Consider the following 26,576-nt stretch of genomic DNA (forward strand, 5'->3'; position numbering starts at 1 on the left):
CAAGGAGAGTTACCCCCATGCGGAATTTGGTGCGCACCCTCGCGACGGGCAGTGCCGCCGTGGCCCTCACGCTGGTCGTGGCCGGGTGCGGCGAGTCCGGGTCGGTCGGCGACGCCGCGGGCGGTGACAAGGACGGCGGCAAGAAGGACACCGGCAGCGGCGCGATAAGCGTCGCGACCGCGCAGGGCGAGGTGAAGCTGGAGAAGCCGGCGACCAAGGTCGTCGCCCTGGAGTGGACGTACACCGAAGAGCTCGTCGCCCTCGGCGTCACCCCGGCCGGCAACGCCGACAACAAGGGCTACGGCACCTGGATCACCGCCAAGGGTGCGGCGCTCCCCTCCGGCGTGACCGACGTCGGCAACCGCAACGAGCCCAGCCTGGAGAAGATCCGGGCCCTCAAGCCCGATCTGATCGTCATCGACAACGACCGCTCGAAGTCGAACCTCAAGCAGCTCCAGGACATCGCGCCGGTGCTGTCGTTCACGTACACCACCCAGCCGCAGCTCGACACGATGAAGAAGAACTTCACCGAGCTGGCGAAGGCCGTCGGCAAGACGAACGAGGCCGGCGAGGTCATCAAGCGCATCGACACCTCCGCCGCCGACCTCAAGGGCCGGCTGGAGAAGGCCGGCAAGGGCGGCACGACGTACGCGATCGGCCAGGGCTTCACCGCCAACGGCACCTCCTCCGTCCGGATGCTGAACAACGACGCCATCGCGGCCCAGGTCCTCAACCTCGCCGGCCTGAAGAACGGCTGGACGGACAAGGGCGACACCTGGGGCATGACGACCGTCGGCGTCGAGGGGCTGACCACCGCGTCGAAGGACGCCACCTTCCTCTACGTCGCCGCCACCAACGACAACCCGTTCACCGGCGTCTTCGCGAAGAACCCGGTGTGGAAGAACCTGGACTTCGTGAAGAACGACCGGGTCAACGCGCTCGACCCGGGCACCTGGCTCTTCGGCGGCCCGCTGTCCGCGCTGCACGTCCTCGACGAGACCGGCAAGGCCCTGAAGGTCTGATGTCCCTCTCCGTACGGCTCCCCGCCGGCCCGAAGGAAGACCGCCCGCGCGGGCCGCGCCGCCCGTCCGCCGCCTTGGTGGGCGGCGGCCTCGGGGTGCTCCTCGCCGTGGTCGCCGTGGTCCACCTCGGGCTCGGGTCGTCCGGGGTGGGCATCGGCGACATCCTCGCGTACCTCGTCGGCAACGGCACCCAGCACACCGAGGACGTGCTCCTCGGCAGCCGGCTGCCGCGCACCGTCACCGGGCTCGTCGTCGGCCTCGCCGTCGGCGTCTCCGGCGTGCTCGTGCAGGGCGCCACCCGCAATCCGCTGGCGGCGCCCGACACGCTCGGCGTGAACGCGGGCGCGTACCTCGCCGTCGTCTTCGTCGCCTACGCCGGCCTCGACCTCGGCCCGCTGCCGTCCGGCGCGGCGGCTTTCGTCGGCGGGCTGCTCGCCATCGGCGTCGTCTACCTGCTCAGCAGCGGCGGGGTCCTCACGCCGGGGCGGGTGCTGCTCGCCGGTGCGACGGTCGCGCTCGCCGCGACCGCCTCGGCCGAGTTCCTCCAGATGCTGGACGTGGAGAAGACCCGCGGCCTGTTCTTCTGGGGCAACGGCACGCTGATGCAGGCCGAGTTGGACAAGCCGCTGATCACGGGCGCGGTCGTGCTCGTCATCGCGTGCGCGGCGCCGCTGCTGGCCCGTCCGCTGGATCTGCTGGCGCTCGGCGACGAGACCGCGCAGGCCATGGGCGTACGGGTGGAACGCATCAGGCCCGCCGCGTTCCTGCTGGCCGTGCTGCTCTCGGCGACCGCGGTCTCGCTGGCCGGACCGATCGGCTTCGTCGGGCTCATCGCCCCCGTCATCGTGCGTCAACTCGGCGTGCGCAAACACGTGTTGCTGATGCCGCTGGCCGGGCTGCTGGCCTGCGCGGTGCTGCTGGGCGCCGACGCCGCGGGCCAGGTGGTGGTGCCGCCGTCGGCGGTGTACGCCTCCGAACTCCCCGTCGGCGTGGTGACCGCGCTGATCGGCGGGCCCGTCTTCATGCTGCTCGCCCGCAAGGTGAGCACCGGGGACGCGGACACCGGAGCCGCCGTCGCCGTCTCCGGCAAGCGGCGCACCCCCGCGTACGCCCTGGCCATCGGCGGCGGGCTGATCGCCCTCGGCGTCGCGATGGCGCTGTCGCTGCGGGTCGGGGACGTGTCGGTGAGCTGGGGCCAACTCGGCGCGGCGCTCACCGGCTCCGCGAACGAGGTGACCGAGGCGGTCGTGGACTACCGCATTCCACGGATCCTGGTGGCGGCGCTCGCCGGTGCGTGTCTCGCGGTCGCGGGCGCGGCCGTGCAGTCCGTGGTGCGCAATCCGCTGGCGGAGCCGGGCCTCGTGGGCGTCACGGGCGGTGCCTCGCTGGGTGCGGTCGGGGTCATCGTGGCCGTGCCGTCGGCGCCGGCGATCGCGCTGCCGGCGGCGGCGGGCATCGGCGGCGTGCTGATGCTGGTGCTCGTGGTGCTGGTCGCCCGCGGAGGCGGGGGCGGACGCTCCGGGCTCGATCCGACGCGGGTCGTCCTCGTCGGCATCGGCGCGGCGGCGACCTCGATGTCCCTGGTCAACATCCTCGTCGTCAGCTCGCAGATGAACATCGCGGCGTCGCTGAGCTGGCTGGCGGGCAGCACGTACGCCCGGGACTACACGGCGCTCGGCTGGCTGGCGGTGCCCGCGCTGGTGGCGTTCTTGCTGGTGCTGGCGGCCCGTCCGGTGAATCTGCTGGCGCTCGGCGAGGAACTGCCGCGCGCGCTCGGCCTGGAGCTGAGCCGCGCCCGGCTGCTGGTGCTGGGCGCGGGCGCGGTGCTGGCGGCGGGCACGGCGGCGGCGGTCGGCGCGGTCGGCTTCGTCGGCCTGGTGGCGCCGCACCTGGCGCGCCGGCTGGTGGGCGGCAACAGCGGCCGGATGATTCCGATGGCGGCGGTGCTGGGGGCGGTGCTCGTCGTCGCGTCCGACGCGATCGGGCGTTCGCTGCTGGCGCCCACGGAGATCCCGGTGGGCATCGTGACCGCGCTGGTCGGCGCGCCGTACCTGGTGTGGCTGCTGCGGCGGACGCGGGGCGCGGCGGACTGACGTGCCGGGGCGCGCCTGCGCCGTGCGGCGCGCGGTGTGGTCGCGCCTGCGCCGTGCGGCGCGCGGTGTGGCCGCGCCTGCGGCCCGGTGGTGGGCTTGTCGCGCAGTTCCCCGCGCCCCTGATGTGCTGCCCCCGCAATTCGTCTGCGGGCTGTCTGTGGCTGTTCGCGCAGTTCCCCGCGCCCCTAAACACCCTGCCCTCAGCCCGCAGACGACTGACGGGGGCAGCGAGACAGGGGCGCGGGGAACTGCGCGACCAGCCACGCACCGGCCGGTAGAGGCCAACGCTCCCGCAGGGCAACGGTGGGCATGTCAGGGGCACAGGGGGCGGAACTGCGCGACCAGCCCACCACCGGGCCGCAGAGGCCAACGGCTCCCGCAGGGCTACGGCGCTCACGTCAGGGCGCGCGGGGGACCCGCACGCGGGGCGCGGCTTGTGGCGAAAGGATTTCGCCATGGGCATTCCATCCTGCAAGATGACGAACGGGGTGTCCCCGCGCTCCCCGTGGCCCACCTCGCGTCCACGGGGGTGTCCCCCGTCCGATGCCACCGCTCACCGGAAGCAGGAACGTGACCGAGCAGCCGTCCCAGCCGCAGAACCCGTCCCAGCCCCAGGCGCCCAACACCCCGCCTCCGCCGCCCGGCTACGGCTACCCCGGCCCGGGCCCCGAGGCCGGTGCCGGCGCTCCGGGCGGTCAGCCTGGCTTCGGCGGGCCGCCGCCCGGCGCCGGTGCGTACGGCGCCGCCCAGCCCGGCGCCGGCTACCCGCCCCCGCCGCCGCTCGGCGGCTACGTCCCGCCGGGCACGTACACGGGCGACCCCAACGCCCCGTACGGCTACGACATCCACGGCCGGCCGTTCTCCTCGAAGTCGAAGATCGTCGCCGGTGTCCTCCAGCTCACCCTCGGCAGCTTCGGCGTCGGCCGCTTCTACATGGGCAACGTCGGCATGGGCGTCGCACAGCTGTTGACCTGTGGCGGCCTCGGCATCTGGGCGCTCGTCGACGGCATCCTCATCCTCGCCGGCTCCAACGCCACCGACTCCGAGGGACGGCCGCTGCGTGGCTGACCTCCACCGGCCCGCCGCGCACCGCTTGACGCGGGTGTGGCGCAATCCGGCGACGGCACCGATCGCGGTGTTCGTCGCCGGTGCGGCCGGTGCGGTCTATCTCTACGGCACCAATCCGCACGAGGGCGGACAGTGGCTGCCGCGCTGCCCGTTCCAGTGGTTGACGGGTTGGCTGTGCCCCGCGTGCGGCGGTACCCGCATGGTGTACGACCTGATGCACGGCGACGTCGCCGCCTCCTTCGCCGACAACCGCGCCCTGTTCCTCGTGGCGCCCTTCGCCCTCGCCCTGTTGGCGCGCTGGGGGATCGAGGGGCTGCGGGGTCGACGGTGGCGTCCGCAGTGGAGCCGTAGGACCCAGGCCGTGGTGCTGTCGACCGCGGTCACCTGGGCCATTGTCCGAAATGTGATGTGACCGGGACGTTCGGCCAGCCAAATAAGTTCCCTTAACGCACGGTGATTTATCACGGTAAGGGCACGATCATCCCATCCGGCTTCCGTTGTTCGGGTTCCGCTCCTTACGCTTCCTGCGTCGCAGGGGGGCGATTTCGCGACGTCATGGCGTAGTTCTCGCAACGCGCTTTCGGCGCTTCTTCCCGTGTTGACACCGGGAGTGCGCTCCGGGTGACGGCACCCGCTCCCTGCACGACGACCGCTCGTAACCGTTACCGCTCGCGTACGGTTCCATCTGTTCGATCCAGGAGATCCTCCATGACCGTCCCCACCCCCGACGCTCCCTACGGCTTCGACCCGCAGGGCCGCCCGTACTCCGACAAGTCGAAGATCGTCGCCGGTGTGCTGCAGATCCTCCTTGGCGGTCTGGGCGTCGGCCGCTTCTACGTCGGCAACGTCGGCATGGGCGTCGCGCAGCTGCTGACCTGTGGTGGTCTGGGCATCTGGGCGCTGGTCGACGGCATCCTGTTCCTCACCAGCAGCGACCGCACGGACAAGCACGGTCGCGTGCTGCGCGGCTGATCTGGCTTCGACGCGTGCCGGAGGTCCACGGGGCTCGGAGCCCTGCGGGCCTCCGCGCTGCGTTCGGGGGCTTGGAAATCCGGTCGACAGCCGACCGGACGGGCACTGGGATGTTCCCGACCGCCCGCCGCCCGAGCGGGCCCACCCCCGGGGGCTGTTCCGCCATCGATGCCGCACTGACCAGGCGCCTGGTCGACACCCAGTTCCCGCAGTGGGCCGAACTGCCCCTCACCCTGCTCGACCCGGCCGGCTCGGATCACGTGATCTACCGACTGGGCGACGAACTCTCCGTACGGCTGCCACGTCACGACGGTGCGATCGACCAGGCGGCGAAGGAGTCCCGGTGGCTCCCCGCACTCGCCCCGCACCTGCCGTTGGCCGTGCCCGTGTTGCTCGGGGTCGGCGAGCCCGCCTTCGGCTACCCGTGGCGGTGGGCGGTCTCCCGCTGGCTGCCCGGCGAGGTGGCGACCGTCGAGGCGCTGGCCGACTCGACGGACGCCGCCGTCGAGTTGGCGCGGTTCCTCACCGCGCTCCGGAACGCGCCCGGGGCGGACGCCTGCGACGACCTGACGGACGGTGGTTCGCTCGCCGACCGGGACCGTGCGACCCGCGCCGCGATCGCCCGGGTCACGCAGGGCGCGCGGGGTGCGGGGGCCTTTGACGCCGCGGCCATGACCGAGCTGTGGGACGCGGCGCTCGACGCACCCGCTTGGCAGCGCCCTCCGGTCTGGTTCCACGGCGACTTCCACACCGGCAACCTGCTGACCGTCGACGGGCGCGTCAGTGCCGTGCTCGACTTCGGCGAACTCGGCGTCGGCGACCCGGCCCGCGACCTCGTCGTCGCCTTCACGCTGATGTCCGCCGCGAGCCGGGCCGCGTTCCGTACGGCTCTCGGCGTTGACGACGCGACCTGGGCCCGTGGCCGCGGCTGGGCCCTGGCCACCGGCCTGAACGCGTACACGGCCTACGCCGTGTCCAACCCCCGCGTCGCCGCGCAGACCACCCGCCAGATCACCGAAGCGCTGCGCGGCTAGCCCCGCGCTGGGCCGTGTATGCGAAGCCCCGCGAGTCCCTGCGCCTCTGGACGTAGCCGCGCCATTTCCCTGCGGGTGCGTTGGTCTCTGCGGGCCGTCTGTGGTTGTTCGCGCAGTTCCGCCCCCCACGCCCTCTGGGCGTAGGGGGAGGAACCGGCGCGACAAGCCACAGACGGGCCGCAGGCGCCACAGCGCAGCCCGCCGCACGGCGGTGCGGCTCAGGCGAAGGAGGCCAGGGATTCGGGGAGCGTCTGGCCGCCGTCGACGGTCAGGGTCTGGCCGGTGATGAACGCGGCTTCGTCGGACGCGAGGAACGCCACCGCGTGCGCGATGTCGCCGGGCACCCCCATCCGCCCGACCGGAATGGACGCGGTCATCTGCCGCTCGTACTCCTCGCCCAGCTCGGTCAGGCTCTCGGTGCGCACGTTCCCCGGCAGGACCGCGTTGACGGTGATCCCGGCCGGCGCCAACTCCAGCGCCGCGCTGCGGATGAACCCGAGCTGGCCGGCCTTGCTCGCACCGTAGTGGGACCAGCCGACGTAGCCGGTGAGGGGTCCGGTGATGGAGGAGGTCAGCACGATCCGGCCGTGCCCGGCGCGCTCCATGCCGGGCAGGAACGCCTTCGCCACCAGGATCGAACCGCGCAGGTTCACGGCCATCATGTCGTCGACGTCGGCGGCCGTCATCTCCCGCAGCCGCTTGGCCGGGAAGATCCCGGCGTTCGGGCACACCACGTCCACGTGCCCGTGCCGGCGCTGGACCTCCTCGGCCACCGTCTCGATCGCGTCCGGGTCCCGTAGGTCGAGGCCCAGCCCGATCACCCGCCCGCCGGTGGCGGCGGCCATGTCGTCGGCCGCCCGCCGGGCGGCCTCGTCGCTGCGACCGGTGACGGCCACGGCCGCCCCGCGGGCCGCGAACAGCTCCGCGATCCCCCGCCCGATCCCGCGCGTCGCACCCGTCACGACCACGGACCGCTGCTGCCAATCGGTGCCCAACTCCACGCTTCCACGCCCTCACTCGGTGGCCCGTGCACCTTCGGCACGGACACGGTCGTGATCATCACGGTAGGGGGTCCGCACCCCGGCACCACCGACGATCGGGGCAGGCCGACCGGAAATGACCCCGCGCCGTCTTCGCCACGGGGCGCTGCGGCGCCGAAATCCGTTCGACAGCCGGCCGCCGGGTCACTGTGCCCTACACGTGTGCGACGAGCGCGTACCGCTCGTCGTCCACCGGCCGTCCCCACAAGGCGGCCTCGCCGCTCAGGTCCTTCGTCCGCACCTCGCCGACGAGCGGACGGACCGCTGCCACGAGGTCGGCGGCCCCGACGCCGCCGCTCCAGGGCAGCGACTGGGCGCCGGGGACGTACGGCGCACCGCTCCCGGACTCCCGCCAGCGCCCCTCGACGAGGACCAGCGTGCCGCCGGGGCGCAGCAGGGTGACCCACCGGCGCAGCGCGGCGTGCGGATCGGGGAGCGTCCACAGCAGGTGACGGGCGACCACGACGTCGTACGCCCCGGCCGCGACGGGCGGCGCGGCGGCGTCCCCCACGAGGAACGTCCCGGTGAGCCCGGCGGCGGCGAGTTTCGCCCGCGCGCGCTCGACCATGCGCGGTGCGAGGTCCACCCCGGTGAGGCGGTGCCCGCGCGAGGCCAACAACTCGGCGAGCGTGCCCGTGCCGCAGCCCAGGTCCACCACGTCGCCGCCCGTCGCCGGCACCAGCCGGCCCAGCAGCCGGTCCCACGCGCTGCGGGTCGCGGCGTCCCGCAGCCCGTGGTCCGGCTCGTCGTCGAAGCGGGGCGCGGCGGCGTCCCAGTACGCGGTGATGGCGGCAGAGATCGTCACGCGACGATCGTGACACCCACCACTGACATCCGGCGCGACCGCTACGGCGACAGCTACAGCGTCCGCTCCATCCGGTCCGCCACCAGCTTCACGAAGCGGCCCGCGTCCTTCGGCTGGCCGCCCTCCGCGAGGACCGCGAGGGCGTGCAGGAGTTCCGCCGTCTCCGTCAGGGCCGTGTGGTCGTCGCGTTCGCCGTGGGCCTGGTTGAGGGCGCGCACCAGCTGGTGTTCCGGGTTGAGTTCGAGGATGCGCTTGGTCTTGGGGACCTCCTGGCCCATCGCCCGGTACATGTTCTCCAGCGCGGGCGTCAGATCGCTCGCGTCGGCGACCACGCACGCCGGGGAGACCGTGAGGCGGGCGGAGAGGCGGACCTCCTTGACGTCCTCCGAGAGGTGTTCGCTCATCCAGCCCAGCAGGCCGGCGTACTCCTCGCCCTGCTTCTCCTTCTTCTCCTTCTCCTCGTCGGTGGCGGACTGCTCGTCGTCGCCGAGGTCGATCTGGCCCTTGGCGATCGAGCGGAGCTGCTTGCCCTCGTACGGGCCGACGGTGTCGACCCACACCTCGTCCACCGGGTCGGTCAGCAGCAGGACCTCGATGCCCTTGGCGCGGAACGCCTCCATGTGCGGGGAGTTCTCGATGGCCTGCCGGGACTCGCCCGTCATGTAGTAGACGTCGTCCTGGCCGTCCTTCATCCGCTCGACGTACGCGGCGAGCGTCGTCGGCTCGTCGGCGTCGTGCGTGGTGGCGAAGGAGCACGCGGCGAGGATCGCGTCGCGGTTGTCGGAGTCGGTGATCAGGCCCTCCTTGAGGACCGTGCCGAACTCGCGCCAGAACGTGGCGTAGTCGTCGGGCGCCTTGGTGCGCAGCTCCTTCACCGTGGCGAGGACCTTCTTCGTCAGCCGGCGCTGCATCATGCGGATCTGGCGGTCCTGCTGGAGGATCTCGCGCGAGACGTTCAGCGAGAGGTCCTGGGCGTCGACGATGCCCTTCACGAAGCGCAGGTAGGACGGCAGCAGCTCCTTGCAGCCGTCCATCACGAAGACGCGCTTCACGTAGAGCTGGAGGCCGCCCTGGTAGTCCCGGGTGAACAGGTCGTGCGGGGCGTGCGAGGGGACGAAGAGGAGGGCCTGGTACTCGAAGGTGCCCTCGGCCTGGAGGCGGACGATCTCCAGCGGGTCGCGCCAGTCGTGGCTGATGTGCTTGTACAGCTCGTGGTACTCGTCGTCGGAGACCTCGTCGCGCGGGCGGGCCCACAGCGCCTTCATCGAGTTCAGCGTCTCGGGCTCGGGCGCGGGCGCGGCCTCGGCGCCGGCTTCGGCGGCCTTCTCGTCGCCGTCCTCGGCCGCCGCCTCGGTCGCCGGCGCCGGCTTCGGCGTCATCCGGATCGGCCACGTGATGAAGTCCGAGTACCGCTTGACGATCTCCCGCACCTTCCATGCGGAGGTGTAGTCGTGGAGCTGGTTCTCGGGGTCCGCGGGCTTCAGGTGGAGCGTGACTGAGGTGCCCTGGGGCGCGTCCTCGACGGACTCCAGGGTGTACGTGCTCTCGCCGCGCGAGGTCCAGCGGGTGCCCTGCGCCTCGCCGGCCCGCCGGGTCACCAGGGTGACCTCGTCCGCGACCATGAAGCTGGCGTAGAAGCCAACGCCGAACTGGCCGATCAGCCCGTCCGTCCCCGCGGCGTCCTGCGCTTCGCGCAGCTCCTTGAGGAACTTGGCCGTGCCCGAGTTCGCGATGGTGCCGATGAGTTGGGTGACCTCGTCGTACGACATGCCGATGCCGTTGTCCCGCACCGTGACCGTACGGGCGTCCTCGTCGGTCTCGATCTCGATGTGCAGGTCGGACGCGTCGACGTCGAGCGCGTCGTCCCGCAGCGACTCCAGGCGCAACTTGTCGAGCGCGTCGGAGGAGTTGGAGACGAGTTCCCGTAGGAAGACGTCCTTGTTCGAGTAGACCGAGTGGATCACCAACTGGAGGAGTTGACGCGCTTCAACCTGGAACTCAAACGTTTCGGTCGGCATAGCTCGGAAGTACCTCACAGATGCTCTGTCGGCTGAACTGGTGACGTCACTTTATGGCAGCGACCGGCCACGCAGCAGATGGAGTCGGGGGCGCTCGGGTGGTCAGGCCGTAATTAGGGGTGGTTCGAGACAGCCCTAGGGGTGCCTTGCCCCGCCGACCCCAACCGCCCCCGCGCAGCCGGCTTCTGCCCGACCGTCCCCGCTCAGCTGGCTTCCCGCCCCAACCGCTCCTCAACCGCCCCCGCTCAGCCCGCTTCCGTCGTCGGCCGTAGCGTGCGCGCCGCGAGCACCCCCAGCGCGCACACCACCGCCGCCGTCAGGCAGACCGTCGTGAACGCGTCCGAGAAGGCGTCCTGTGCCGCGGCCCGCGACGCCTCGGGGACCAGGTCGAAGCGGGCCGTGGCGACGGCCGCCCGCAGCTCCTCGTCCGGGCCCAGCCGCGCCGCCAGGTGCGCCGAGAACGCCGCGCCGAAGACCGCGACGCCCGCGGCCGTGCCCAGTGGCAGGCAGGCGTTCGTCAGCCCGGACGCCATGCCCGTACGGTCCGCGGGGACCGCGCCCACCGCGATGCCCATCAGCGGCGGGAAGACCACGGCGCCGCCCGCGCCCAGCAGCAGCAGGCCGACGGAGGTGACCGTGCGCGGCGCGCCGCCGCCCCCCGCCGCCAGCGCGAGCAGGCCCAGCGCCTTGAGGGCGAAGCCGGCGGCGACCAGGGCGTGCGGCGGGAAGGCCCGTTGCAGCCGGGCGACGAAGAGGCCGACGACCAACAGGCCGCCGGTGAGCGGCAGCAGGTGCAGTCCGGTCTCCAGCGGGGAGTACGCGTACGCCGTGGCCAACCACAGCGTGATGAACGCCAGCGAGCCGAGCCCCGCCACCCGGGCCAGGAAGCCCAGCACCGCGGCGCCCGAGAAGGCGGGGATCCGCAGCAGCGCGAGGTCCAGCAGTCCGTCGCCACGCCGCTGGCTGCGGACCAGCGCGACGGCGAGGGCGAGGCCGAGTGCCGCGGAGCCGAGGACGCCCGGCGTCGTCCAGCCGTGCTCGGGCCCGGCGACCAGCGGGTAGTGGAGCGCGAGCAGCGCGCCGACGGCGAGCAGCGCACCGGGCACGTCGACCCGGCGCGCCGTCGCACCGCGCGCCGATGACTCCGGCATCCGCACCAGCGCGCCCACCACGATCAGCACGCCGATGGGGATGTTGACGAGGAAGATCCAGCGCCAGCCCGGGCCTTGGACGAAGACGCCGCCGACGACCGGGCCGAGCGCTCCCGCGCCCGACGAGATCGCCGCGAACGCCGCTATCGCCGCGCGCCGCCGCGCCTCGTCCTCGTACACCGCCGCGAGCAGCGCCAGCGCGGGCGCGAACATCAGCGCCCCGCCCAGGCCCTGGACGGCGCGGGCGACGATCAGGGTGGCCGCGTCGGGGGCCAGTCCGCACGCGGCTGAGGCGAGCGTGAACAGCGCCGTGCCGGTGACGAAGACGGCCCGTCGGCCCACCCGGTCCGAGAGCGCGCCCCCGGTCAGCAGCAGCGCGCCGAAGGCGAGGGAGTACGCGGAGATGACCCATTGCACCTTGCCGAGGCCGGTGTCGAGGTCCCGCGCGATGTCGAAGAGTGCGATGTTCACCACGGTCACGTCGAGGGTCATGACCACGCCCGCGGCGCTGACGAGTGCGAAGGTCCACCAGGGCGCGCGGGTGCGCACCGGCGGCGCGTACGGGGAAGGGGGCGGCGCCTTCGCAGAAGGGCCCGCGGATTGCGGTGCTTCGGGGGTCCCAGGGGTCCCAGGGGCTTCGGGGACTGGCGAGGCGTTCGACGGCACGGTTGACACCACTGCTGGCTACACCTCACAGGGACGCACGGGGGCGCACGGGGACGGGACGGGGCGGGCCACCACGACAAGACCACAGCACGGCAAGTTTGGATAGGCTAACCTCAATTATCAACTGACGTGACGTCAGATGGACGCGGTGGCTGAAAGTCGTACTTGCACATTAGGCAAGGCTTACCTAAGGCTTGCTCACGCCTCTGTGTAGTGACCAGTGATCACCCCGACTTCGGAGCCGCTCGATGCCCGACCACCCCGTACCCGACCTCCCCGACACCGACCCCGCCGCCTGGCGTGAGGCCAATCGCCAGCTCCTCGCCAAGGCGATCGGCGAGTGGTGCTTCGAGGACATGCTCAAAACGGTCGAGACCGGCGACGGCGGCTACCGCGTCGACCTCGACAGCGGTACGACGTACGCCTTCACCGCCCGGGTCGGCGCCTTCGGCTGGCTGCGCGTGGACCCCTCGTCCATCACCCGCACCGCCACCAGCATGCTCGGCAACTCCGTCGCCGAACCCGCCTGGGACGCCCAGCAGTTCCTCTTCGAAGCGGCCTCCACGCTCGGCACGGACCCCTCCACCGTCGCCACCTACTTCACCGAACTCGCCGCCACCCTCGCCGTCGACGCCGCCCGCCTCACCCACGGCGGCGAGAGCGTCGCCGAGCTGCGCGGCCTCGGCCACACCGAACTTGAGTGCCGGATGACCGGCCACAACCTGCTCGTCGCCAACAAGGGCAGGATCGGCTTCTCCGCCTCCGACGTGCGCAAGTACGCCCCCGAGGCCGCCCAGCCGCTCGCCCTCAAATGGGTCGCCGTGCACCGCGGCCTCGCCGAGTTCCGCGGCACCTCCGAGCTGTCCGAGCACACCGTCGTGGAGCGCGAACTCGACGAAGCCACCCGGGCCCGCTTCACCGCCGTCCTCCAGGGCGCCGGCGTCGACCCCGAGGCGTACGTCTGGATGCCCGTCCACCCCTGGCAGTGGGACCACGCCGTGCAGATCCTGCACGCCTCCGACGTGGCGCAGCGCCGCATCGTCCCGCTCGGCGACAGCCCGGACCAGTACCTGCCCGGCCAGTCCATCCGGACCATGGCGAACGTCACCGCGCCCGCGCGCTACGACGTCAAACTGCCGCTGAAGATCCTCAACACGCTGGTGTGGCGCGGCATACCCCCGCACTGCACCAAGGGCGCGCCCGTGGTCACCCAGTGGCTGCGCGGACTGGTCGAGCGCGACCCCTTCCTCACCGGCGAGTGCCGCACCGTCTTCCTCGGCGAAGTCGCCTCCGTGACCGTGCACCACCCCTATCTCTCCAAGCTCGACCAGGCGCCCTACCAGCACCTGGAAACCCTGGGCTGCATCTGGCGCGAGTCGGTCTCCGACCGCCAGGACGCCGGCGAGCGGGTGCGCACCTTCGCCTCCCTCCTGCACGTCGACGCCGCCGGGGACGCCTTCGTCGCCGAACTCGTCCGCTCCTCCGGCCTGAAGCCCGAAGAGTGGTTGCGCAGGCTCTTTGACGTTCTTCTGGTGCCGCTGATGCACGTGCTGTACCGGTACGGCGTCACCTTCAACCCGCACGGACAGAACACCCTCATCGGCTACGACGAGAACGACGTCCCGACCCGGCTGTACCTGAAGGACTTCGTCGACGACGTCTGCGTCTCCTACACCGACGTGCCCGAGCGCGGCCCCGAGCCCGACGGCCACGACCACGTCCTGCCCCGCAAGCACCCCTCCGTCATCCGACAGCACGTCGTCGACCAGGTCTTCGTCGGTCACTTCCGCTATCTCTCCCCGCTGTGCGAAGCACAGTTGGGCGTGCCGGAGAAGACGTTCTGGCGGCTGGTGCGACAGACGATCCTCGACTTCCAGCGGGACTTCCGCCGGCGCTTCCCCGAACTGGAGGGCAGGTTCGCCGAGTACGACCTGCTCAGCCCGCAGATCCCGCGGTACGGGCTGAACCGCGACCGGATCGTGGTCACCCGCTACGGCGACCGGGCGCTGCGGCACGCGCTGTACCCCAACGGCACCCACCCCAACCCGCTCGCCGAGGAGGGCGGCGCATGACCGTCACCACGGAACCGACGACCGCCGTACGGGCCCACGACCCGCTGCACGCGCTCGACCCGCGCGGCGCCGCCGAACACGCCCACGTGGAAGCGCTGCTGCGCTGCTGGCTGCGGGAGACCGGCCGCGAGGTCGAGGCAGGACCGCTGCGCGTCGAACTGCCCACCGCGGGGCTCGCGCTGGTCACCGAGGTCACCCACCGCTCCCCGACGGGCTGGCACCGCTTCGCCCCGGTCCGCCTGGAGGGCCCCGGCGGGCCGCTGGGCACCACCGCCGACCCGGTGACCGCGGTCGCGCTGCTGTCCACCGAGGCTGCGGCCCGCACCGTCGCCGCCGGCCGCACCATCCCGTCGGCCGAGGTCGCCGACCTCGTCGAACGGACCGCGGAGTCCGTACGCCGGGTGGCGACGTTCATCGCCGACCGGCGCGCCCGCCCCGAGCCCCCGGCCGGCACCGACGCCTTCCTCGACGCCGAGCAGGCCCTGCTGCTCGGCCACCTCAACCACCCGGCGCCCAAGAGCCGCGACGGCATCTCCGACCACGACACCGCCGCCTTCTCGCCCGAGCTGCGCGGCTCGTTCACCCTCCACTGGTTCGCCGCCGACCCGTCCGTCGTCTCCCACGACGCCGTCGCCGGCGCGCCATCGCTCGCCGGCCGGGACACCGTCGACCTGCTCGCCGACCTCGCCGGCCGGCCCGACGTCGGCGGCCGAATCCTGGTGCCTGCGCACCCCTGGCAGGCGCGGGACGTGCCGCACCGGCCGCGGATCGCCGCGCTGCTGGCCTCCGGCGCCCTCGAACCGCTCGGCGAGCTGGGCCCCGAGTGGTGGCCCACCTCCAGCGTCCGCACCCTGTACCGGCCGGGCACCTCGGTGATGCTGAAGCTGTCGCTGGGGCTGCGGCTGACCAACTCGCGCCGCGAGTCCACCCGTACGGAACTCCTGCGCGGGCTGGAGATCAACCGGCTCCTGGACGCCGGACATGCGGACGCCACCTTCCGCGCCCACCCCGGCTTCGCCATCACCCGCGACCCCGCCTGGCTCGCCGTCGACGAACCCGGCCGCGCGGGCGGACCCGAGGTGACCGGTCTGGACGTGGCCGTACGCGAAGCGCCCGACGGCATCGCGCGGATGCGCTGCCTCGTCGGACTCGTCGCACCCCGGCCCGGCCTCGGCCGCAGCACCCTCGGGGAACTCGTCGCAGCCCAGGGCCCGGGCGCCGCCGAGCAGTGGACCGCCGACTACGTCGACCGGGTACTGGTGCCCATGCTGCACCTGTACGCCACCACCGGCATCGGCCTGGAGGCGCACCAGCAGAACACCCTCGTACGGCTGGACGCCCACGGCCGGGTCACCGGGTCCGCGTTCCGCGACAACCAGGGCTACTACCTGGCCGCCTCCCACCTGCCGGCGCTGCGCGCACGGCTCGGGGTGCGCGAGTCGACGCTCGCCGTCGTCGAGGACGCCCTCGTCGACGACCGGCTCTCGTACTACCTGCTGCGCAACCAGGCGCTGTCCGTCGTCGGCTGCCTCGCCGTCGACGGCCTCGCCGACGAGCGCGACCTGCTCGCCGTGCTCGCCGACCGGCTGCGCACGGCGCTGCCCGCGCTCGCGGACGCCGCGCCCGACGGCGACCGGCTGGCCCGCCGCTGGCTGACCGCCGACACCCTGCCCTGCAAGGGCAACCTGCTGACCCGGCTGCACGGCATCGACGAGGTCCTCGCCCCGCTCGACGCCCAGTCCGTGTACCTCGACGCCCCCAACCCCCTCCAGGAGGCCGCCGTATGACGTCCCCGCACCAGGACGAGTCCGCCGCCGGCGTGCCCGGGCCGCCGCTGCCGCACCTCGACGGACGCTGGAGCGCCCGGGTGGCCCGCTCCCACGGCACGGACCTGGACCTGGTGCACGGCTGGATGCAGTCGCCCCACATCGACGCCTTCTGGCACCAGGCGTGGCCTAAGGAGCGCTGGCAGGAGGAGATCGCCGGACACCTCGCCGGCGACGCGATCCTGCCGGTGCTCGTCTGCCTGGACGGGGAGCAGTTCGCGTACATCGAGGTGTACCGGGTGCTGCGGGACCGGCTCGGCGAGCACTACCCGTACCGCCCGCACGACCTCGGGCTGCACATCGCGATCGGCGACAGCGACCGTACGGGCAAGGGCCTCGGCCGGGCGCTGCTGCGGGCGCTCGCGGACGGGCTGCTCGCGGCGGACCCCGACTGCACCAGGGTCGTCGCCGAACCGGACGTGACGAACGGTCCTTCGCTACGGGCCTTCGCGGCGGCCGGGTTCCGGGAGGCGGGCGAGGTGGTCTTCCCGGACAAGAAGGCGGCGCTCGTCGTCCGCCCGCGCACGGATGCGGACATGGTGGCGGCCGACCGCGTCTGACGCGCGTGCGGCGCGGCGGCCCGGGGGCGGTCGAGTCGACCGCCCCCGGGGCCCGCCCGCTGTATTCAGCCTCGGCGGATCAACATCAGCCTCAGCTCAGCGCGCTCAGCTTCTGCCACTCCTGCCACGACAGGTTCCAGTTGCTGTAGCCGTTGCCCAGCGGCGCCTTGCTCTTGGCGTCCTTGCCGGTGACCGTGAACGGGTCGCCGACCTGCACGTCCTGGTAGAAGGACGAGGCGTTGGCGGTGCTCATGCCGATGCAGCCGGAGCTTTTGTTCGCCTTGCCGAAGTACGCCGCGTTCCAGGGCGCCGCGTGTGCGTACGCGCCCGAGTACGTCAGGTGCATCGAGTAGTCCACCATCTTGTCGTACGCGTCGCCGAGGCCGACGGACTGCGACGTCATCCGGATCGTGCCGGCCTTCGCCATCAGCACGCTGGTGCCGCTCCAGGAGCGCTTGTCGGCGCCGGGGGCGGGGTCGCCGCCGGAGATCGGGATCGTCCGCGTCGGCTTCCCGGCCCGCTCGAAGGCCAGCCGTTTGGCGTCGAGGTCGACCTTGACCTCCTGGTGGGCGCCGACGGTGAAGGACTTGTCGTAGTCCTTGGCGAAGAAGCCGCCCCTGGCGCCGGAGTCGGTGCCGTTCAGCAGCGCCTGGAGCCGGACCTGGGTGCCGGGCTTCCAGTACTCCCGGGGCCGCCAGTCGACCCGGTCGCGTCCGTCGTAGTGCTTCATCCAGCCCCAGGAGCCCTCGGTCTTGGTGGAGGCGGTGACCTTCAACTGCCGCTCCACCTCCGCCTTGTTGGCGACGGGCTCGTCGAAGACGATCGACACCGGGTGGGCGACGCCGACGGTCTTCGCCGTCGGCCACAGCTCCAGCTTGTTCTTCTTCGCGGCCCGCGCGGTGGAGAAGGACGCCTGTTGGGTGCCCTTGGCGCCGCCGGCGCCCTTCGTCTCCGCCGTGACCTTGTACGTCTTCCCCGGCAGCGCCTTGCGGTCCGACGTCCACACCGTGCCGCCCTTGGACAGCGTGCCGGCGAGGGGCTTTGCGGTGGAGCCGTCGGTGACGGAGACGGAGGTGAGCGTGCCGCCGCTGGCGGTCACCTGCACCGGTTGGCCGGCCTTCGCGCCGCTGCCGGTCGGCGTGACGGCGACGGTGGCGGGCTTCCCGCCGTCCTTGACCGTGCCCTTTCCGTCCGCGGAGTCGGAGCCGGACGAGCAGGCGGTGAGGGCGAACGGGACGAGCACGGCGACGGCGGTCGCGGCGGCGGTGCGCACGGATATCCGGCGTCTGGTGCGCGAGGAGCGCAAGGGGAGCCTCCAGGAAGGGTGGTGCGGGTGTTGTCGGTGTGGCGAGAACGGTTGGGGTCAGGGGCGGTCAGGGGATCAGGGGTGAGCGGGGGCGAGCAAGGGCGGTCAGGGGTGATCAGCGGGCCAGGGACTCCGCGGGACCCATCACGGTCACGGGCTTCGCGGTCGGCTTCAGCTTCCGCATGAGTTCCTTCATCCGGCCGCGGGGGAGCCCGACACAGCCTTCGGTGCCGCCGTCGTGGCTGACGTGGAACCAGATCCCGCCGCCGCGCGCGGCGCCCATGGGACGGGTGAAGTCGTACGGCGGACGTCCCGCGACGCGGTTGTAGTTGATCGCGACGACGTAGTCCAGGGCCCCCGCCTTGGGCTTGTCCTCGAAGTTCGTGCCGCGGGCGGTGTAGAGGACGCCGCGGTTGCGGTCGTAGGGGAGGGCGGTGCCGGGGTTGGCGAGCTTGCCGCCGGCGTCGGTCAGCCGGTACGTGCCGACGGGGGTGCGCAGATCGCCCCGTACGTGGCGCTCGGCCCAGCCCTTGTGTCCGTTGCGGGCCGCCCACTCGTCGGCGGCGGGGCGCCAACCGAGGGAGGGGTGGCGTTCGTAGAGCCTGACCCGGGAGCGGTTGGAGTCCGCGCCTTCGCCGGTGACGACGACGACCTGGTGGGTGTCGGGCTTGATGGTGGCCCGGGTGCGCGGGCCGAGGCCGGGCAGTTCGGCGGGGGCGGCGGGCGTGGCGGCAGGCGTCTCGTCGGGCGTGGCGGCGGGCGTCTTGACGGGCTCGGGGAGCGCGCCGCCGGCCGGTGCCTTCGCGGCGGTGTCCGCGGGCTCGTCGGCGGTGCAGGCCGCCGTGCCCAGCAGCAGCCCGGTGACGACCGCGACGGCGGCGCCGGTGCGGATGCGGGGACGTACGAGGGGTCGTATGCCGGGACGTATGTGGGTTCCTATGAGGGTCACTTCGCGCCCCCGGGCTGCTTGTCGCGCTGCGGCGTGCTGTAGGTGGCGTTCTCGATGAGGTTCATGGTGTCCGCGAAGGTCTTTTTGGGCACGTCGGCGCCCAAGCAGATGTTGGCGCTGATGATGGTGTCGGGCTCGGGTGCGCCCCCGATGTGGGCGGAGTACGAGGTGGCACCGCCCGCCCCCTGGCACTCGACGTCCAGCACGTCGTCCACCTTGGGCTTCTCGCCGTTGCGCATCATCTCGTCGGAGAAGGAGCTGACCTGCCAGCGCACGAAGGTGATGACGACGCCGTCGGACGGCAGGTCCTGCACGGGCTGGCAGGGCTTCCAGCTCACGCCGTCGCACGGCCGCGGCGGTGCGGTGACCGGCACGTTCGACACGAACACCTCGGGCCGCATGGCCTCCTTGGGCTGCGGCGGCAGGGCCAGGCTGTGCCAGCCCGGGGGGATGTGCAGGACCAGCCCCGACAGGTCCTGGAAGTGCTTCTTGGCGAACCGGTCCGCGGCCGTGGGGGAGTTCCCGTCCGAGGGCGCCGTGGGCGCGCCGTCGGTACCGGGGCTCGCGGAGGCGGACGTCCGGTCGGCCGGCCGCGCCTCGACGTTCTCGGGCCGTACGGCATTGGGCAGCAGCGTCGAGGAGAGCGCCACCGCCACACCGGTCAGCAGCGCGGCGCCCGCGATCCGGCGCCGCCGCCGGCGCTGGATGCGCTCCCGCACCTGCCCCAGGCGCCCGTCCGGCGCGGTCGGGTGCGGGGTGATCCGCTCCAGCAGTACGCGCAACTCCTGCTCGGCCGCGTCGGGTCCGGTGTCCGGCCCGTCCCCCCAGGCGTCCCGGGAGGGCTCGGCGTCACGCCCGTGCATAGCAGTCACCGCCCTCCTCCACCGCGGAGGACGGCAGCAGCGTCCGCAGGTTGCGCAGCGCCTTGGCGGACTGGCTCTTCACGGTCCCCGCCGTGCAGCCGAGCGTGGTCGCGGTCTCCTCGACGCTCAGGTCCTCGAAGTACCGCAGCACCACCACGGCCCGCTGCCGCGCCGGCAGCGCCCGCACCGCGGCGGCCAGCGACTGTTCCAGGTCGACCGAGGCGTACGGGTCGTGCTCCTCCGTCGACCAGCGGCCGGCCCGGTCGGGCAGCTCGCCGTGCGGCACCTCGCCGCGCCAGCGCCGCCGCCACCACGAGGTGTGCGTGTTCACCAGCGCCGCGCGGATGTACGCCTCGGGCCGGTCGTGCGCGATCCGGTCCCACTTGGGCCAGACCTTCGCCAGCACCGTCTGGAGAAGGTCCTCCGCGAGGTGAGCGTCTCCGGTCAGCAGCCAGGCGATCCGCAGCAGGCGCGGGCCGCGGGCGGCGACGAACGCCTCGAAGTCGCCGTTGCTGCCCAGGGAACCCATCCCGCCGTCCTCGCACTCGTTTTGAGTCGTCCACGTAGGAGGAACGGGGTGGGAGGCGGGTCGGGTTGCCTCGGCCGAGAACATTTCTCAGCCGGAGGTACCCCGCGTGCTACGGCAGGTGGGTCTTGGCGTCCTCGTACGTGGCGTCGGCGGGCGTGCCGTCGGCCCCGTCCGCCGTGGCCGGTGCGTACACCAGGTACACCACGCCGCTGGCGAACCGCTGGGTCGTCAGCAGCTTCAGCGGGATCGTGGTGTCCGCCTCGTCGAAGAGCCGCATCCCCTTGCGGACCGCGATCGGGTGCACCAGCAGGTGCAGCTCGTCCAGCAGCCCGGTGTCCATGAGCTTGCGGATCACGGAGATGGAGCCGCTGACGCTGATGTCCTTGCCGGGCTCCTCCTTCAGCGCGGTGACGAAGGTCGCGAAGTCGCCTTCGAGCTGCTCGGAGTTGCGCCAGTGGAAGTCCAGCTTCTGACGGGAGAGCACGATCTTGCGGGAGTCGCCGAGCAGCTTGGCGAAGGCGTAGTCCTCGCCGCCCTCGGCCTCCCGGCCCGGCCAGGCGCCGGCGAAGCTGTCGTACGTCTTGCGGCCGATCAGCAGGGTGTCGCTGCGTTCGAGGAGCGCGCCGACGGCGGCGCCCATGTCGTCGTCGAAGTAGGGGAAGTGCCACTGGTCGGGCGCTTCGACGACCCCGTCGAGGGAGATGAACAGGCTGGCGATGATCTTGCGCATGCGGTTCTCCGGGTGGGTGCGAGGCGGGGCAACAATGCGTGGACCGGGAGAGCGTTTCGAACTCATCGGCGAATGCGCGCCGTTTTTACCGAGGAATGGGAGGGAAGGGACGGGACGGGGTGGGGGACGAGGGGGCAGTACAGGTCGTCATGCTCCCGCATCGGGGCCGAGTCGAGCAGGCTGGCCGCGTCCGTCTCGGTGACGGGGGCCGGCGGCCGGATCGAGCGCTGGGCCGCGGGACGTCGGCAGGTCCCGTACCCGACGGACCGGAGAGAAGAAGAGGATCAGCGCGGCGAGCGGGACCCCGGCCGCCATGACGGCGATCGCCGCGCGGGTGCCGAGCACGGTGCCGAGCGCCCCGCCGAGCAGCGCTCCGAGCGGGATCGTGCCGTAGCTGAGGAAGGCCGCGGTCGCGGTGAGCCGGCCCAGTAGCTCCGGCGGGCAGTAGCGCTGCTGGAAGCTGGACTTGATGACGTTGCCGGCGACGACGCCCGCGGAGACGGCGAAGCCGCCCGTGACGTAGAAGAGGACCCCGGCCCCGCGCACGGTCAGCGGGATGAGGAGGGCGAAGGCGGAGAGGCCGAGTTCGAACAGGAGCATCGCGCGGGCCGTGCCGATCCGGTCGGCGACCCGACGGGCGACGAACGCACCGGCCACGCCGCCCGCGCTGGTGGCCGCGATGAGCGTGCCGACGGTGCCGGGGGCCAGCCCCACGTCCCGGATCAGGAAGTCCACCTGGATCGACTGGTACCCCATCAGGGCCAGGTTGGACGCGGCCCCGAAGAGGGTGAGGGCGCGGAACCAGGTGTCGCCGGCGATCAGCCGCACCCCGGCGCGGACGTCGTCGACGAGGGCGCCGGCGCCGTGACCGGTCCTGACCGCGCTGGCGCGCGGCTCGCGGTGCCGGATGCCGGCCAGGCACAACAGGGAGACGAGGAACGTGGCGGCGTTCGCGAACAGCCCGTTCACGGCCCCCGCGAGCTGGGCGATCAGCCCGCCGGAGCCGAGCCCGGCGATCTGCGCGGCGGACGCGCTGCCGTGCAGCTTGGCGTTGCCCTCCGGCTGGTCTTCGGGCGGCAGGATGCTGGGGAGGTACGCGGTGTACGCGGTCTGGAAGAAGACGGCCGCGGCGCCCGTCAGCAGGGCGACCGTCAGCAGCAGCCCCATGCTCAGCCAGCCCAGCCGGGCGGCGACGGGCACGAACGCGAAGAGCACGAGGGAGACCGCGGCGGCGCCCAGCATGATCGGCCGGCGCCGCAGCCGGTCCACCCAGACGCCCACGGGCAGCCCGATGAGCAGCCAGGGCGCCCAGGCGCTGGCGCTCAACAGGCCGACCTCGAAGGTGCTGGCGTCCAGGGCGGAGACGGCGACCAGCGGCATCGCGACCCCGGTGACGGACGCGCCGAACTTGCCGGCGGTCTCGCCGCACCACAGCAGCCGGAAGTCCCGGTGGCGGCGCAGCAGCCCGCCGCGTCCGAGTATGCCTCCGCTCACGCCGACCCCCGCTCTTTGTGGCCCTGCTCCTTGGGCCCCCGCTCCTTGCGGGGGAAGGACTGGAGCTGCACCACGACGGGCAGCGCGTCCGGCCCGGGCTCGGCGTCCGGGCCGGGGGTGTGCCGGGCGACGACGGCCGCCAGCTCCGCGTTGAGCGCCTTCAGCTGTTCGGGGGTCAGCCGTAGGTCGAGCCAGTCGGCGACGGTGCCGGCGCTGCGCCACGCGTCGTCCCAGTCCTCCTGGATGTACGTCGTGACGCGGTCGAAGAACTGGTGCAGCAGCTCGTTCAGATAGACGTCGAAGGCGCCGCGGGACGCGGGGTCGTCACGGAAGTCGGCGGTGTTCAGCTCGTTCGTGATGTCCGCCCGCCGCCACCAGCGCTCGCGCTTGGTGCCGCGTTCGACGTCCTCCTCGATGAAGCCGTGCTCGGCGAGGTGGCGCAGGTGCCAGCTCACGGTGCCGGTGCTCTCACCGAGGCGTTCGGCGAGCCCGGTGGCGTTGGCGGGCCCGTCCAGCGTGAGCAGTTCGAAGATCTTCATCCGTAGCGGATGGGCCAGCCCGCGCAACGTGCGGGCGTCGATCCGCCGGGTGGGCCTGGGCGTGGGTGCGGTCTCGTCGGGCATGCCGGCAGCGTATGTTGCAGAGAGCTCTCTGCATAGAGTTCTCTGCAAAGAAGTCTCTGCGGTTTGGGGGTGCGGGGTTTGACGGAGCCGCCGTTTCCCTGCGGGCGCGTTGGTAGCCACGGTCCGCAGACGCGACAACACAGCCCGCCGCACGGCGCTACCGCGCCCTAAGCCAGGCCCTAGCTCCGCGCGGCCCGCGCCCTGCGTCGTACGAACACCCCGTACCCCACCGCCAGCACGACCAGCGCCGGCCCGCCGACGTAGCACGCCAACCGCATCTCCGGCACGAAGATCCCCGTCGCGTACACGGACAGCAGCGCCACCACCCCGAGCAGCGGGGTGACCGCACCGCCCCGCAGCCGCAGCGTCGACGCGGGCCGGGTCGCGTCCTTCCGGAACGCCAGCAGCGTCAGCAGGATGACGATCCACACCGCGATCACGCCGAACGTGCCCAGCGACATCAGCACCGCGAAGACCCGCGCCCCGAACAGCGCGGTGAGCCCGGCCGTCGCCAGGAAGCCGAGCGAGGTGACGAGGACGGCCCGGCGCGGCACGCCCCGCCCGGTCGTGGTGCCCAGCGCGCGCGGCGCCAGCCCGTCGTCGCCCAGCGAGTGCAGCATCCGCCCGGCCGCGTACAGGTTCGCGTTCGCCGCGGACAGCGCGGTGACCAGCACCACGAAGTTGGTGACGGACGCCGCCGCGGGGATCCCGGCCGCGGCGAACATCGTCACGAACGGGCTGGACTCGGCGGAGTGCCCCGGCGCGTACCCGGTCCACGGCAGCACCGCCAGCATCACGGCGATCGCGCCCAGGTAGAAGAGGGCGAGCCGCAGCACGAGGGTGCGCAGGGCGGTGCGCAGCGCGGACCCGGGCTCCTTCGCCTCTGGCGCGGTGACGGCGACCAGCTCGATCCCCGCGAAGCTGAACAGCACGATCGCCATGACCAGCCAGATCGACAGCGCCCCTTCGGGCACGAAGCCGCCGTGCGCGGTCCAGTTGGACACCCCGGTCGCCGGGTGGTCCGGCAGCCCGAAGACGATCAGCACGACGCCGATGACGACGAACGCGACGACGGCGAACGCCTTGATCGCGCTCAGTACGGACTCCGCGGTGCCGAAGGTGCCGACCCCGGTCAGGTTGACCGCGGTCACGGCCGCCGCGAAGACCAGGACGGCCAGCCACAGCGGCACGTCGGGCCACCAGAAGCGCAGGTAGATCGCCGCGGCCACGATCTCGCTGCCGATGCCGACGATCAGCGCGACCCAGTAGATCCAGCGCACCGAGAACCCGGCGAAGGGCCCGAGGTAGCGGCCGGCGAGGGTGCCGAAGGAGCCCTGCACGGGCAGTGCGCTGACCATCTCGCCGAGCGCGTACGCCACGACGAGGGCGATCAGCGCGCCGACGGCGTAGCTGATCAGCACGGCGGGGCCGGCGGTGGAGATCGCCGCGCCGGCGCCGAGGAAGAGCCCCGTGCCGAGGGCGGAGCCGAGCCCGAGCAGCGCCATCTGCTGCTTGCCGAGCCCGCGCCGCAGCCCGCCGCCGCTCTCGTCGCTGGCGGGCTCGGTGCCGCCGCTGCCGTCGTTCCGCTCGGCGATCGCCGTCGGCGGACGTCGGGAAGCGGTGGTCACGGCGGTGGTTCCTCTCTACGTGCCCGGGCACGCGCCCCGGGCCCGCGCACGCAGGACGCCGACCGTCGCGGGTGACGGCCGGCGTTCGACGGGGCGACGCGGCGGTGTCGGTGGGCCCGGGCGCTACGGTTGCGCGGCTGCGGCTGCGGCTGCGGCGGCAGGGCTCATTGCCCGGGTCTGCCCTATACCGTACCTTCTAGCCCGCGCCCCCGGAGACGGCGTACGCCCAGGTCAGGGCAGGTGTGCAACGGGTCACAGCGCGGCGAGGCCGAGCAGCGCGGGCGCGTTCGTGTCGAGGATCCGCCGCGTCTGGTCATCCGGCAGCCCGGAGTGTTCGACATACGTGACGGCCGTGCGGAACAGGTCGCCCGCCTCGTACGGGAAGTCCGTCCCCAGCACGATCCGGTCCGCCCCGAAGGACTCCACCGCGGCGCGCAGCGCGGGTACGTGCCCGTGCCCGACGCTGTCGAACCACATCCGGCGGGCCGCCGCCGACGGCTTCTCGGGGGTGTCCGGCGCTTCCCACCCCACCTGGTTGTCCGCCCGCTGGAGCAGCATCGGCAGGGCGCCGCCGAGGTGCGACGCGAGGATCCGCATCTGCGGGTAGCGACTGGGCACCCCCGCCAGGATCAGCCGCATGATCGCCACGGTGTCCTCGATGGGCGCCCCTATCGACCAGGTCAGCCGGTGCTCGGTGATCAGCTCGGAGCCGGCGCCGACGCCCGCCGGGTGGATGTACAGCACGCTCCCGCGCCGGTCCAGCTCCGCGAAGACCGGTTCGAAGGCGGGGTCGGCGATGGACCGCTCCAGTACGGTCGTGGTCGCGCAGGCGCCGACCATCCCCAGCTCGTCCAGCCCGCGCGCGAGCTCCGCCAGCGCCAGGTCGACGTGCGGCAGCGGCAGCGAGGCGTACGCCAGGAACCGCCCGGGCCAGCGCCGCACCACCTCCGCGTACTGGTCGTTCACGAACCGCGCCGCGTGCAGCGCGTGCTCCGGGTCGGCGAAGTGCGGCGACTGCGGAGCGGGGGAGAGGACCTGGTGCGTCACCCCGACCGAGTCCATCAGCTCGAAGCGCGCCTTCATCTCGTCCCCGAGCCCGGCGCCGGTGCCGCGCTGGGTCGCGGTGTCGGTCTTCCCGTACCGGTCGAGCAGGTCGAGGTAGTCGTCGGTCCATACGTGGGCGTGGACGTCGATCCGCACGGTGCCTCCCGGGGTCTAGGGCCCGCCCCGTGACGCCTCTCAGTGTGGGAGGTGAGCGGTCCGCCCACCCTGGGGGTTACGCCGTACGGGTGACGCACACGGAACCGCCGTACCCCCGGCGTCCAGGGGTACGGCGGCATCGGCACCAGCTACGCCCCGTAGTGCGTCAGCGCACGACCCCGCCCGTGTTCTTCGCGATCCACGCCCGGTGGGCCGGCACGTTCGTCCAAATACCCGGCCCGGTCGAGCACGCGTCGCTGTCGTCGCCGTCCCGCGACGTGGCGCCGATCAGCTCCCACCGCTTGCCGTTCGCCCCGCGCTGGAGCAGCGGCCCGCCCGAGTCGCCACCGCACGCCATCGTCCCCGCCACCTGCCCCCGCTGGCACAGCTCGCGCTTCGCGTCGATCGCCTTGCAGTCCTTCGCCGGGACCGTGCGCAGCCCGACCTGCTGCAACCGCTGCGGCATCACGAAGCCGTCGTCCTTGATCGTCCCCCAGCCGATGGCCCGGGTCGCGGTGCCCGCGGGCCCGGCCTTGGCGGCGATGCGGATCGGCTTCTCGGCGACGGGCCGATCGAGCCGTATCAGCGCGATGTCGTTCGCGGCGTCGATGTCCGCCGGCTTGTACTTGGGGTGGACCACGGTCTGCGCGATGGTGCGCACGCTCCCGCCGGAGGTGCGCTGCTCGCTGCCGATGCGGACCTTCCCGGTGGGCTTGGCCCCCGGCTCGCCGGGCGGCGACGTGACGCAGTGCGCGGCGGTGACGACCCACTGCGGGGCGATCAGCGAACCGCCGCAGTGGCCTTCGTCGTTCACCATCGGCACGGAGACCATGAACCCGTACCGCTGCGTCGAGTCCTCCCCGCCGATGATCGCGTTCGCGCTGCCGACGGTCGCGGACGCACAGGCGGCGGTCGCGATCAGCACGA

General features: G+C 72.6%; 23 protein-coding genes. 9 read left to right on the top strand and 14 right to left on the bottom strand.

Going from position 1 to position 26,576, the window contains the following annotated elements; genetic code table 11:
* Positions 1-17 precede the first annotated feature (17 nt).
* The 6 genes from ABZ842_RS22200 to ABZ842_RS22225 all read left to right on the top strand — a co-directional run bounded on the left by ABZ842_RS22200 (position 18) and on the right by ABZ842_RS22225 (position 6,189).
* Positions 18-1,022: an iron-siderophore ABC transporter substrate-binding protein gene (locus ABZ842_RS22200; RefSeq protein ID WP_361539110.1), complete on the top strand. Its 1,005-nt coding sequence runs from the start codon at positions 18-20 to the stop codon at positions 1,020-1,022.
* Complete coding sequence (locus ABZ842_RS22205; protein WP_361539113.1) at positions 1,022-3,115, top strand: iron ABC transporter permease; 2,094 nt, start codon at positions 1,022-1,024, stop codon at positions 3,113-3,115. The genes ABZ842_RS22200 and ABZ842_RS22205 overlap by 1 nt, the downstream gene beginning before the upstream one ends.
* 570 nt (positions 3,116-3,685) lie before the next feature.
* Positions 3,686-4,183 carry a TM2 domain-containing protein gene (locus ABZ842_RS22210; protein WP_361539116.1) on the top strand — a complete coding sequence of 166 codons (498 nt, stop codon included), beginning with the start codon at positions 3,686-3,688 and terminating at the stop codon, positions 4,181-4,183.
* Positions 4,176-4,595, top strand: coding sequence for a DUF2752 domain-containing protein (locus ABZ842_RS22215; protein WP_361539118.1), 420 nt, complete (start codon positions 4,176-4,178; stop codon positions 4,593-4,595). Before ABZ842_RS22210 ends, ABZ842_RS22215 begins: the two co-directional genes overlap by 8 nt.
* A gap of 296 nt (positions 4,596-4,891) precedes the next feature.
* Positions 4,892-5,155: a TM2 domain-containing protein gene (locus ABZ842_RS22220; protein WP_361539121.1), complete on the top strand. Its 264-nt coding sequence runs from the start codon at positions 4,892-4,894 to the stop codon at positions 5,153-5,155.
* Between the two features lie 110 nt (positions 5,156-5,265).
* Positions 5,266-6,189: an aminoglycoside phosphotransferase family protein gene (locus ABZ842_RS22225; protein WP_361539124.1), complete on the top strand. Its 924-nt coding sequence runs from the start codon at positions 5,266-5,268 to the stop codon at positions 6,187-6,189.
* Positions 6,190-6,407: 218 nt separating this feature from the next.
* Here the strand turns inward: ABZ842_RS22225 and fabG are convergent, their stop codons facing one another.
* The 4 genes from fabG to ABZ842_RS22245 form a co-directional block, all read right to left on the bottom strand.
* On the bottom strand, positions 6,408-7,190 hold the full coding sequence (gene fabG / locus ABZ842_RS22230; RefSeq protein WP_361539127.1) for a 3-oxoacyl-ACP reductase FabG: 783 nt from the start codon (positions 7,188-7,190) through the stop codon (positions 6,408-6,410).
* Between the two features lie 193 nt (positions 7,191-7,383).
* On the bottom strand, positions 7,384-8,034 hold the full coding sequence (locus tag ABZ842_RS22235) for a class I SAM-dependent methyltransferase (protein WP_361539130.1): 651 nt from the start codon (positions 8,032-8,034) through the stop codon (positions 7,384-7,386).
* 53 nt (positions 8,035-8,087) lie between these two features.
* Positions 8,088-10,052: a molecular chaperone HtpG gene (htpG, locus tag ABZ842_RS22240; RefSeq protein ID WP_361539133.1), complete on the bottom strand. Its 1,965-nt coding sequence runs from the start codon at positions 10,050-10,052 to the stop codon at positions 8,088-8,090.
* A 245-nt stretch (positions 10,053-10,297) separates the two neighbouring features.
* Positions 10,298-11,752: an MFS transporter gene (locus tag ABZ842_RS22245; protein WP_361539136.1), complete on the bottom strand. Its 1,455-nt coding sequence runs from the start codon at positions 11,750-11,752 to the stop codon at positions 10,298-10,300.
* A gap of 365 nt (positions 11,753-12,117) precedes the next feature.
* Between ABZ842_RS22245 and ABZ842_RS22250 the strand changes: the two genes are divergently transcribed.
* Genes ABZ842_RS22250 through ABZ842_RS22260 form a run of 3 tightly spaced genes read left to right on the top strand, consistent with a single transcriptional unit; the run spans position 12,118 to position 16,327 of the window.
* Positions 12,118-13,941 carry an IucA/IucC family siderophore biosynthesis protein gene (locus ABZ842_RS22250; protein ID WP_361539139.1) on the top strand — a complete coding sequence of 608 codons (1,824 nt, stop codon included), beginning with the start codon at positions 12,118-12,120 and terminating at the stop codon, positions 13,939-13,941.
* Entirely contained in the window at positions 13,938-15,728 is a 1,791-nt protein-coding gene (locus ABZ842_RS22255; RefSeq protein ID WP_361539142.1) for an IucA/IucC family protein, read from the top strand. The genes ABZ842_RS22250 and ABZ842_RS22255 overlap by 4 nt, the downstream gene beginning before the upstream one ends.
* Positions 15,725-16,327, top strand: coding sequence for a GNAT family N-acetyltransferase (locus ABZ842_RS22260; protein ID WP_361539145.1), 603 nt, complete (start codon positions 15,725-15,727; stop codon positions 16,325-16,327). Before ABZ842_RS22255 ends, ABZ842_RS22260 begins: the two co-directional genes overlap by 4 nt.
* Positions 16,328-16,418: 91 nt before the next feature.
* Here the strand turns inward: ABZ842_RS22260 and ABZ842_RS22265 are convergent, their stop codons facing one another.
* The 10 genes from ABZ842_RS22265 to ABZ842_RS22310 form a co-directional block, all read right to left on the bottom strand.
* Positions 16,419-17,633, bottom strand: coding sequence for an Ig-like domain-containing protein (locus ABZ842_RS22265; RefSeq protein ID WP_361539148.1), 1,215 nt, complete (start codon positions 17,631-17,633; stop codon positions 16,419-16,421).
* 115 nt (positions 17,634-17,748) lie between these two features.
* Positions 17,749-18,582: a L,D-transpeptidase family protein gene (locus ABZ842_RS22270; protein ID WP_361539151.1), complete on the bottom strand. Its 834-nt coding sequence runs from the start codon at positions 18,580-18,582 to the stop codon at positions 17,749-17,751.
* The gene (locus ABZ842_RS22275) at positions 18,579-19,454 is read right to left on the bottom strand and encodes a hypothetical protein (RefSeq protein WP_361539154.1); all 876 of its coding nucleotides are present in this window, start codon (positions 19,452-19,454) and stop codon (positions 18,579-18,581) included. The genes ABZ842_RS22270 and ABZ842_RS22275 overlap by 4 nt, the downstream gene beginning before the upstream one ends.
* Complete coding sequence (locus tag ABZ842_RS22280; protein WP_361539157.1) at positions 19,432-19,974, bottom strand: SigE family RNA polymerase sigma factor; 543 nt, start codon at positions 19,972-19,974, stop codon at positions 19,432-19,434. The genes ABZ842_RS22275 and ABZ842_RS22280 overlap by 23 nt, the downstream gene beginning before the upstream one ends.
* Before the next feature lie 109 nt (positions 19,975-20,083).
* Positions 20,084-20,704: a dihydrofolate reductase family protein gene (locus ABZ842_RS22285; RefSeq protein WP_361539160.1), complete on the bottom strand. Its 621-nt coding sequence runs from the start codon at positions 20,702-20,704 to the stop codon at positions 20,084-20,086.
* A 147-nt stretch (positions 20,705-20,851) separates the two neighbouring features.
* Complete coding sequence (locus ABZ842_RS22290) at positions 20,852-22,198, bottom strand: MFS transporter (RefSeq protein WP_361539163.1); 1,347 nt, start codon at positions 22,196-22,198, stop codon at positions 20,852-20,854.
* Positions 22,195-22,821: a winged helix-turn-helix domain-containing protein gene (locus tag ABZ842_RS22295; protein WP_361539166.1), complete on the bottom strand. Its 627-nt coding sequence runs from the start codon at positions 22,819-22,821 to the stop codon at positions 22,195-22,197. Before ABZ842_RS22295 ends, ABZ842_RS22290 begins: the two co-directional genes overlap by 4 nt.
* A gap of 179 nt (positions 22,822-23,000) precedes the next feature.
* The gene (locus tag ABZ842_RS22300; protein WP_361539169.1) at positions 23,001-24,449 is read right to left on the bottom strand and encodes an amino acid permease; all 1,449 of its coding nucleotides are present in this window, start codon (positions 24,447-24,449) and stop codon (positions 23,001-23,003) included.
* A 252-nt stretch (positions 24,450-24,701) separates the two neighbouring features.
* A complete protein-coding gene (locus ABZ842_RS22305) occupies positions 24,702-25,649 on the bottom strand; it encodes an amidohydrolase family protein (protein ID WP_361539172.1) in 948 nt (315 codons plus the stop codon).
* 166 nt (positions 25,650-25,815) lie between these two features.
* Positions 25,816-26,574: a serine protease gene (locus tag ABZ842_RS22310; RefSeq protein WP_361539175.1), complete on the bottom strand. Its 759-nt coding sequence runs from the start codon at positions 26,572-26,574 to the stop codon at positions 25,816-25,818.
* Positions 26,575-26,576 lie beyond the last annotated feature (2 nt).

It is taken from the genome of Streptomyces sp. NPDC047315, from assembly GCF_040643215.1.
In the GTDB taxonomy this organism is placed as follows: Bacteria; Actinomycetota; Actinomycetes; order Streptomycetales; family Streptomycetaceae; genus Streptomyces.

Bases quoted from the DNA above. Each gene is read 5' to 3' on its own strand.
- ABZ842_RS22200 (WP_361539110.1), top strand. From the start codon at position 18: ATGCGGAATTTGGTGCGCACCCTCGCGACGGGCAGTGCCGCCGTGGCC.
- ABZ842_RS22205 (WP_361539113.1), top strand. From the start codon at position 1,022: ATGTCCCTCTCCGTACGGCTCCCCGCCGGCCCGAAGGAAGACCGCCCG.
- ABZ842_RS22220 (WP_361539121.1), top strand. From the start codon at position 4,892: ATGACCGTCCCCACCCCCGACGCTCCCTACGGCTTCGACCCGCAGGGC.
- ABZ842_RS22225 (WP_361539124.1), top strand. From the start codon at position 5,266: ATGTTCCCGACCGCCCGCCGCCCGAGCGGGCCCACCCCCGGGGGCTGT.
- htpG (WP_361539133.1), bottom strand. From the start codon at position 10,052: ATGCCGACCGAAACGTTTGAGTTCCAGGTTGAAGCGCGTCAACTCCTC.
- ABZ842_RS22250 (WP_361539139.1), top strand. From the start codon at position 12,118: ATGCCCGACCACCCCGTACCCGACCTCCCCGACACCGACCCCGCCGCC.
- ABZ842_RS22255 (WP_361539142.1), top strand. From the start codon at position 13,938: ATGACCGTCACCACGGAACCGACGACCGCCGTACGGGCCCACGACCCG.
- ABZ842_RS22260 (WP_361539145.1), top strand. From the start codon at position 15,725: ATGACGTCCCCGCACCAGGACGAGTCCGCCGCCGGCGTGCCCGGGCCG.
- ABZ842_RS22280 (WP_361539157.1), bottom strand. From the start codon at position 19,974: ATGGGTTCCCTGGGCAGCAACGGCGACTTCGAGGCGTTCGTCGCCGCC.
- ABZ842_RS22285 (WP_361539160.1), bottom strand. From the start codon at position 20,704: ATGCGCAAGATCATCGCCAGCCTGTTCATCTCCCTCGACGGGGTCGTC.
- ABZ842_RS22295 (WP_361539166.1), bottom strand. From the start codon at position 22,821: ATGCCCGACGAGACCGCACCCACGCCCAGGCCCACCCGGCGGATCGAC.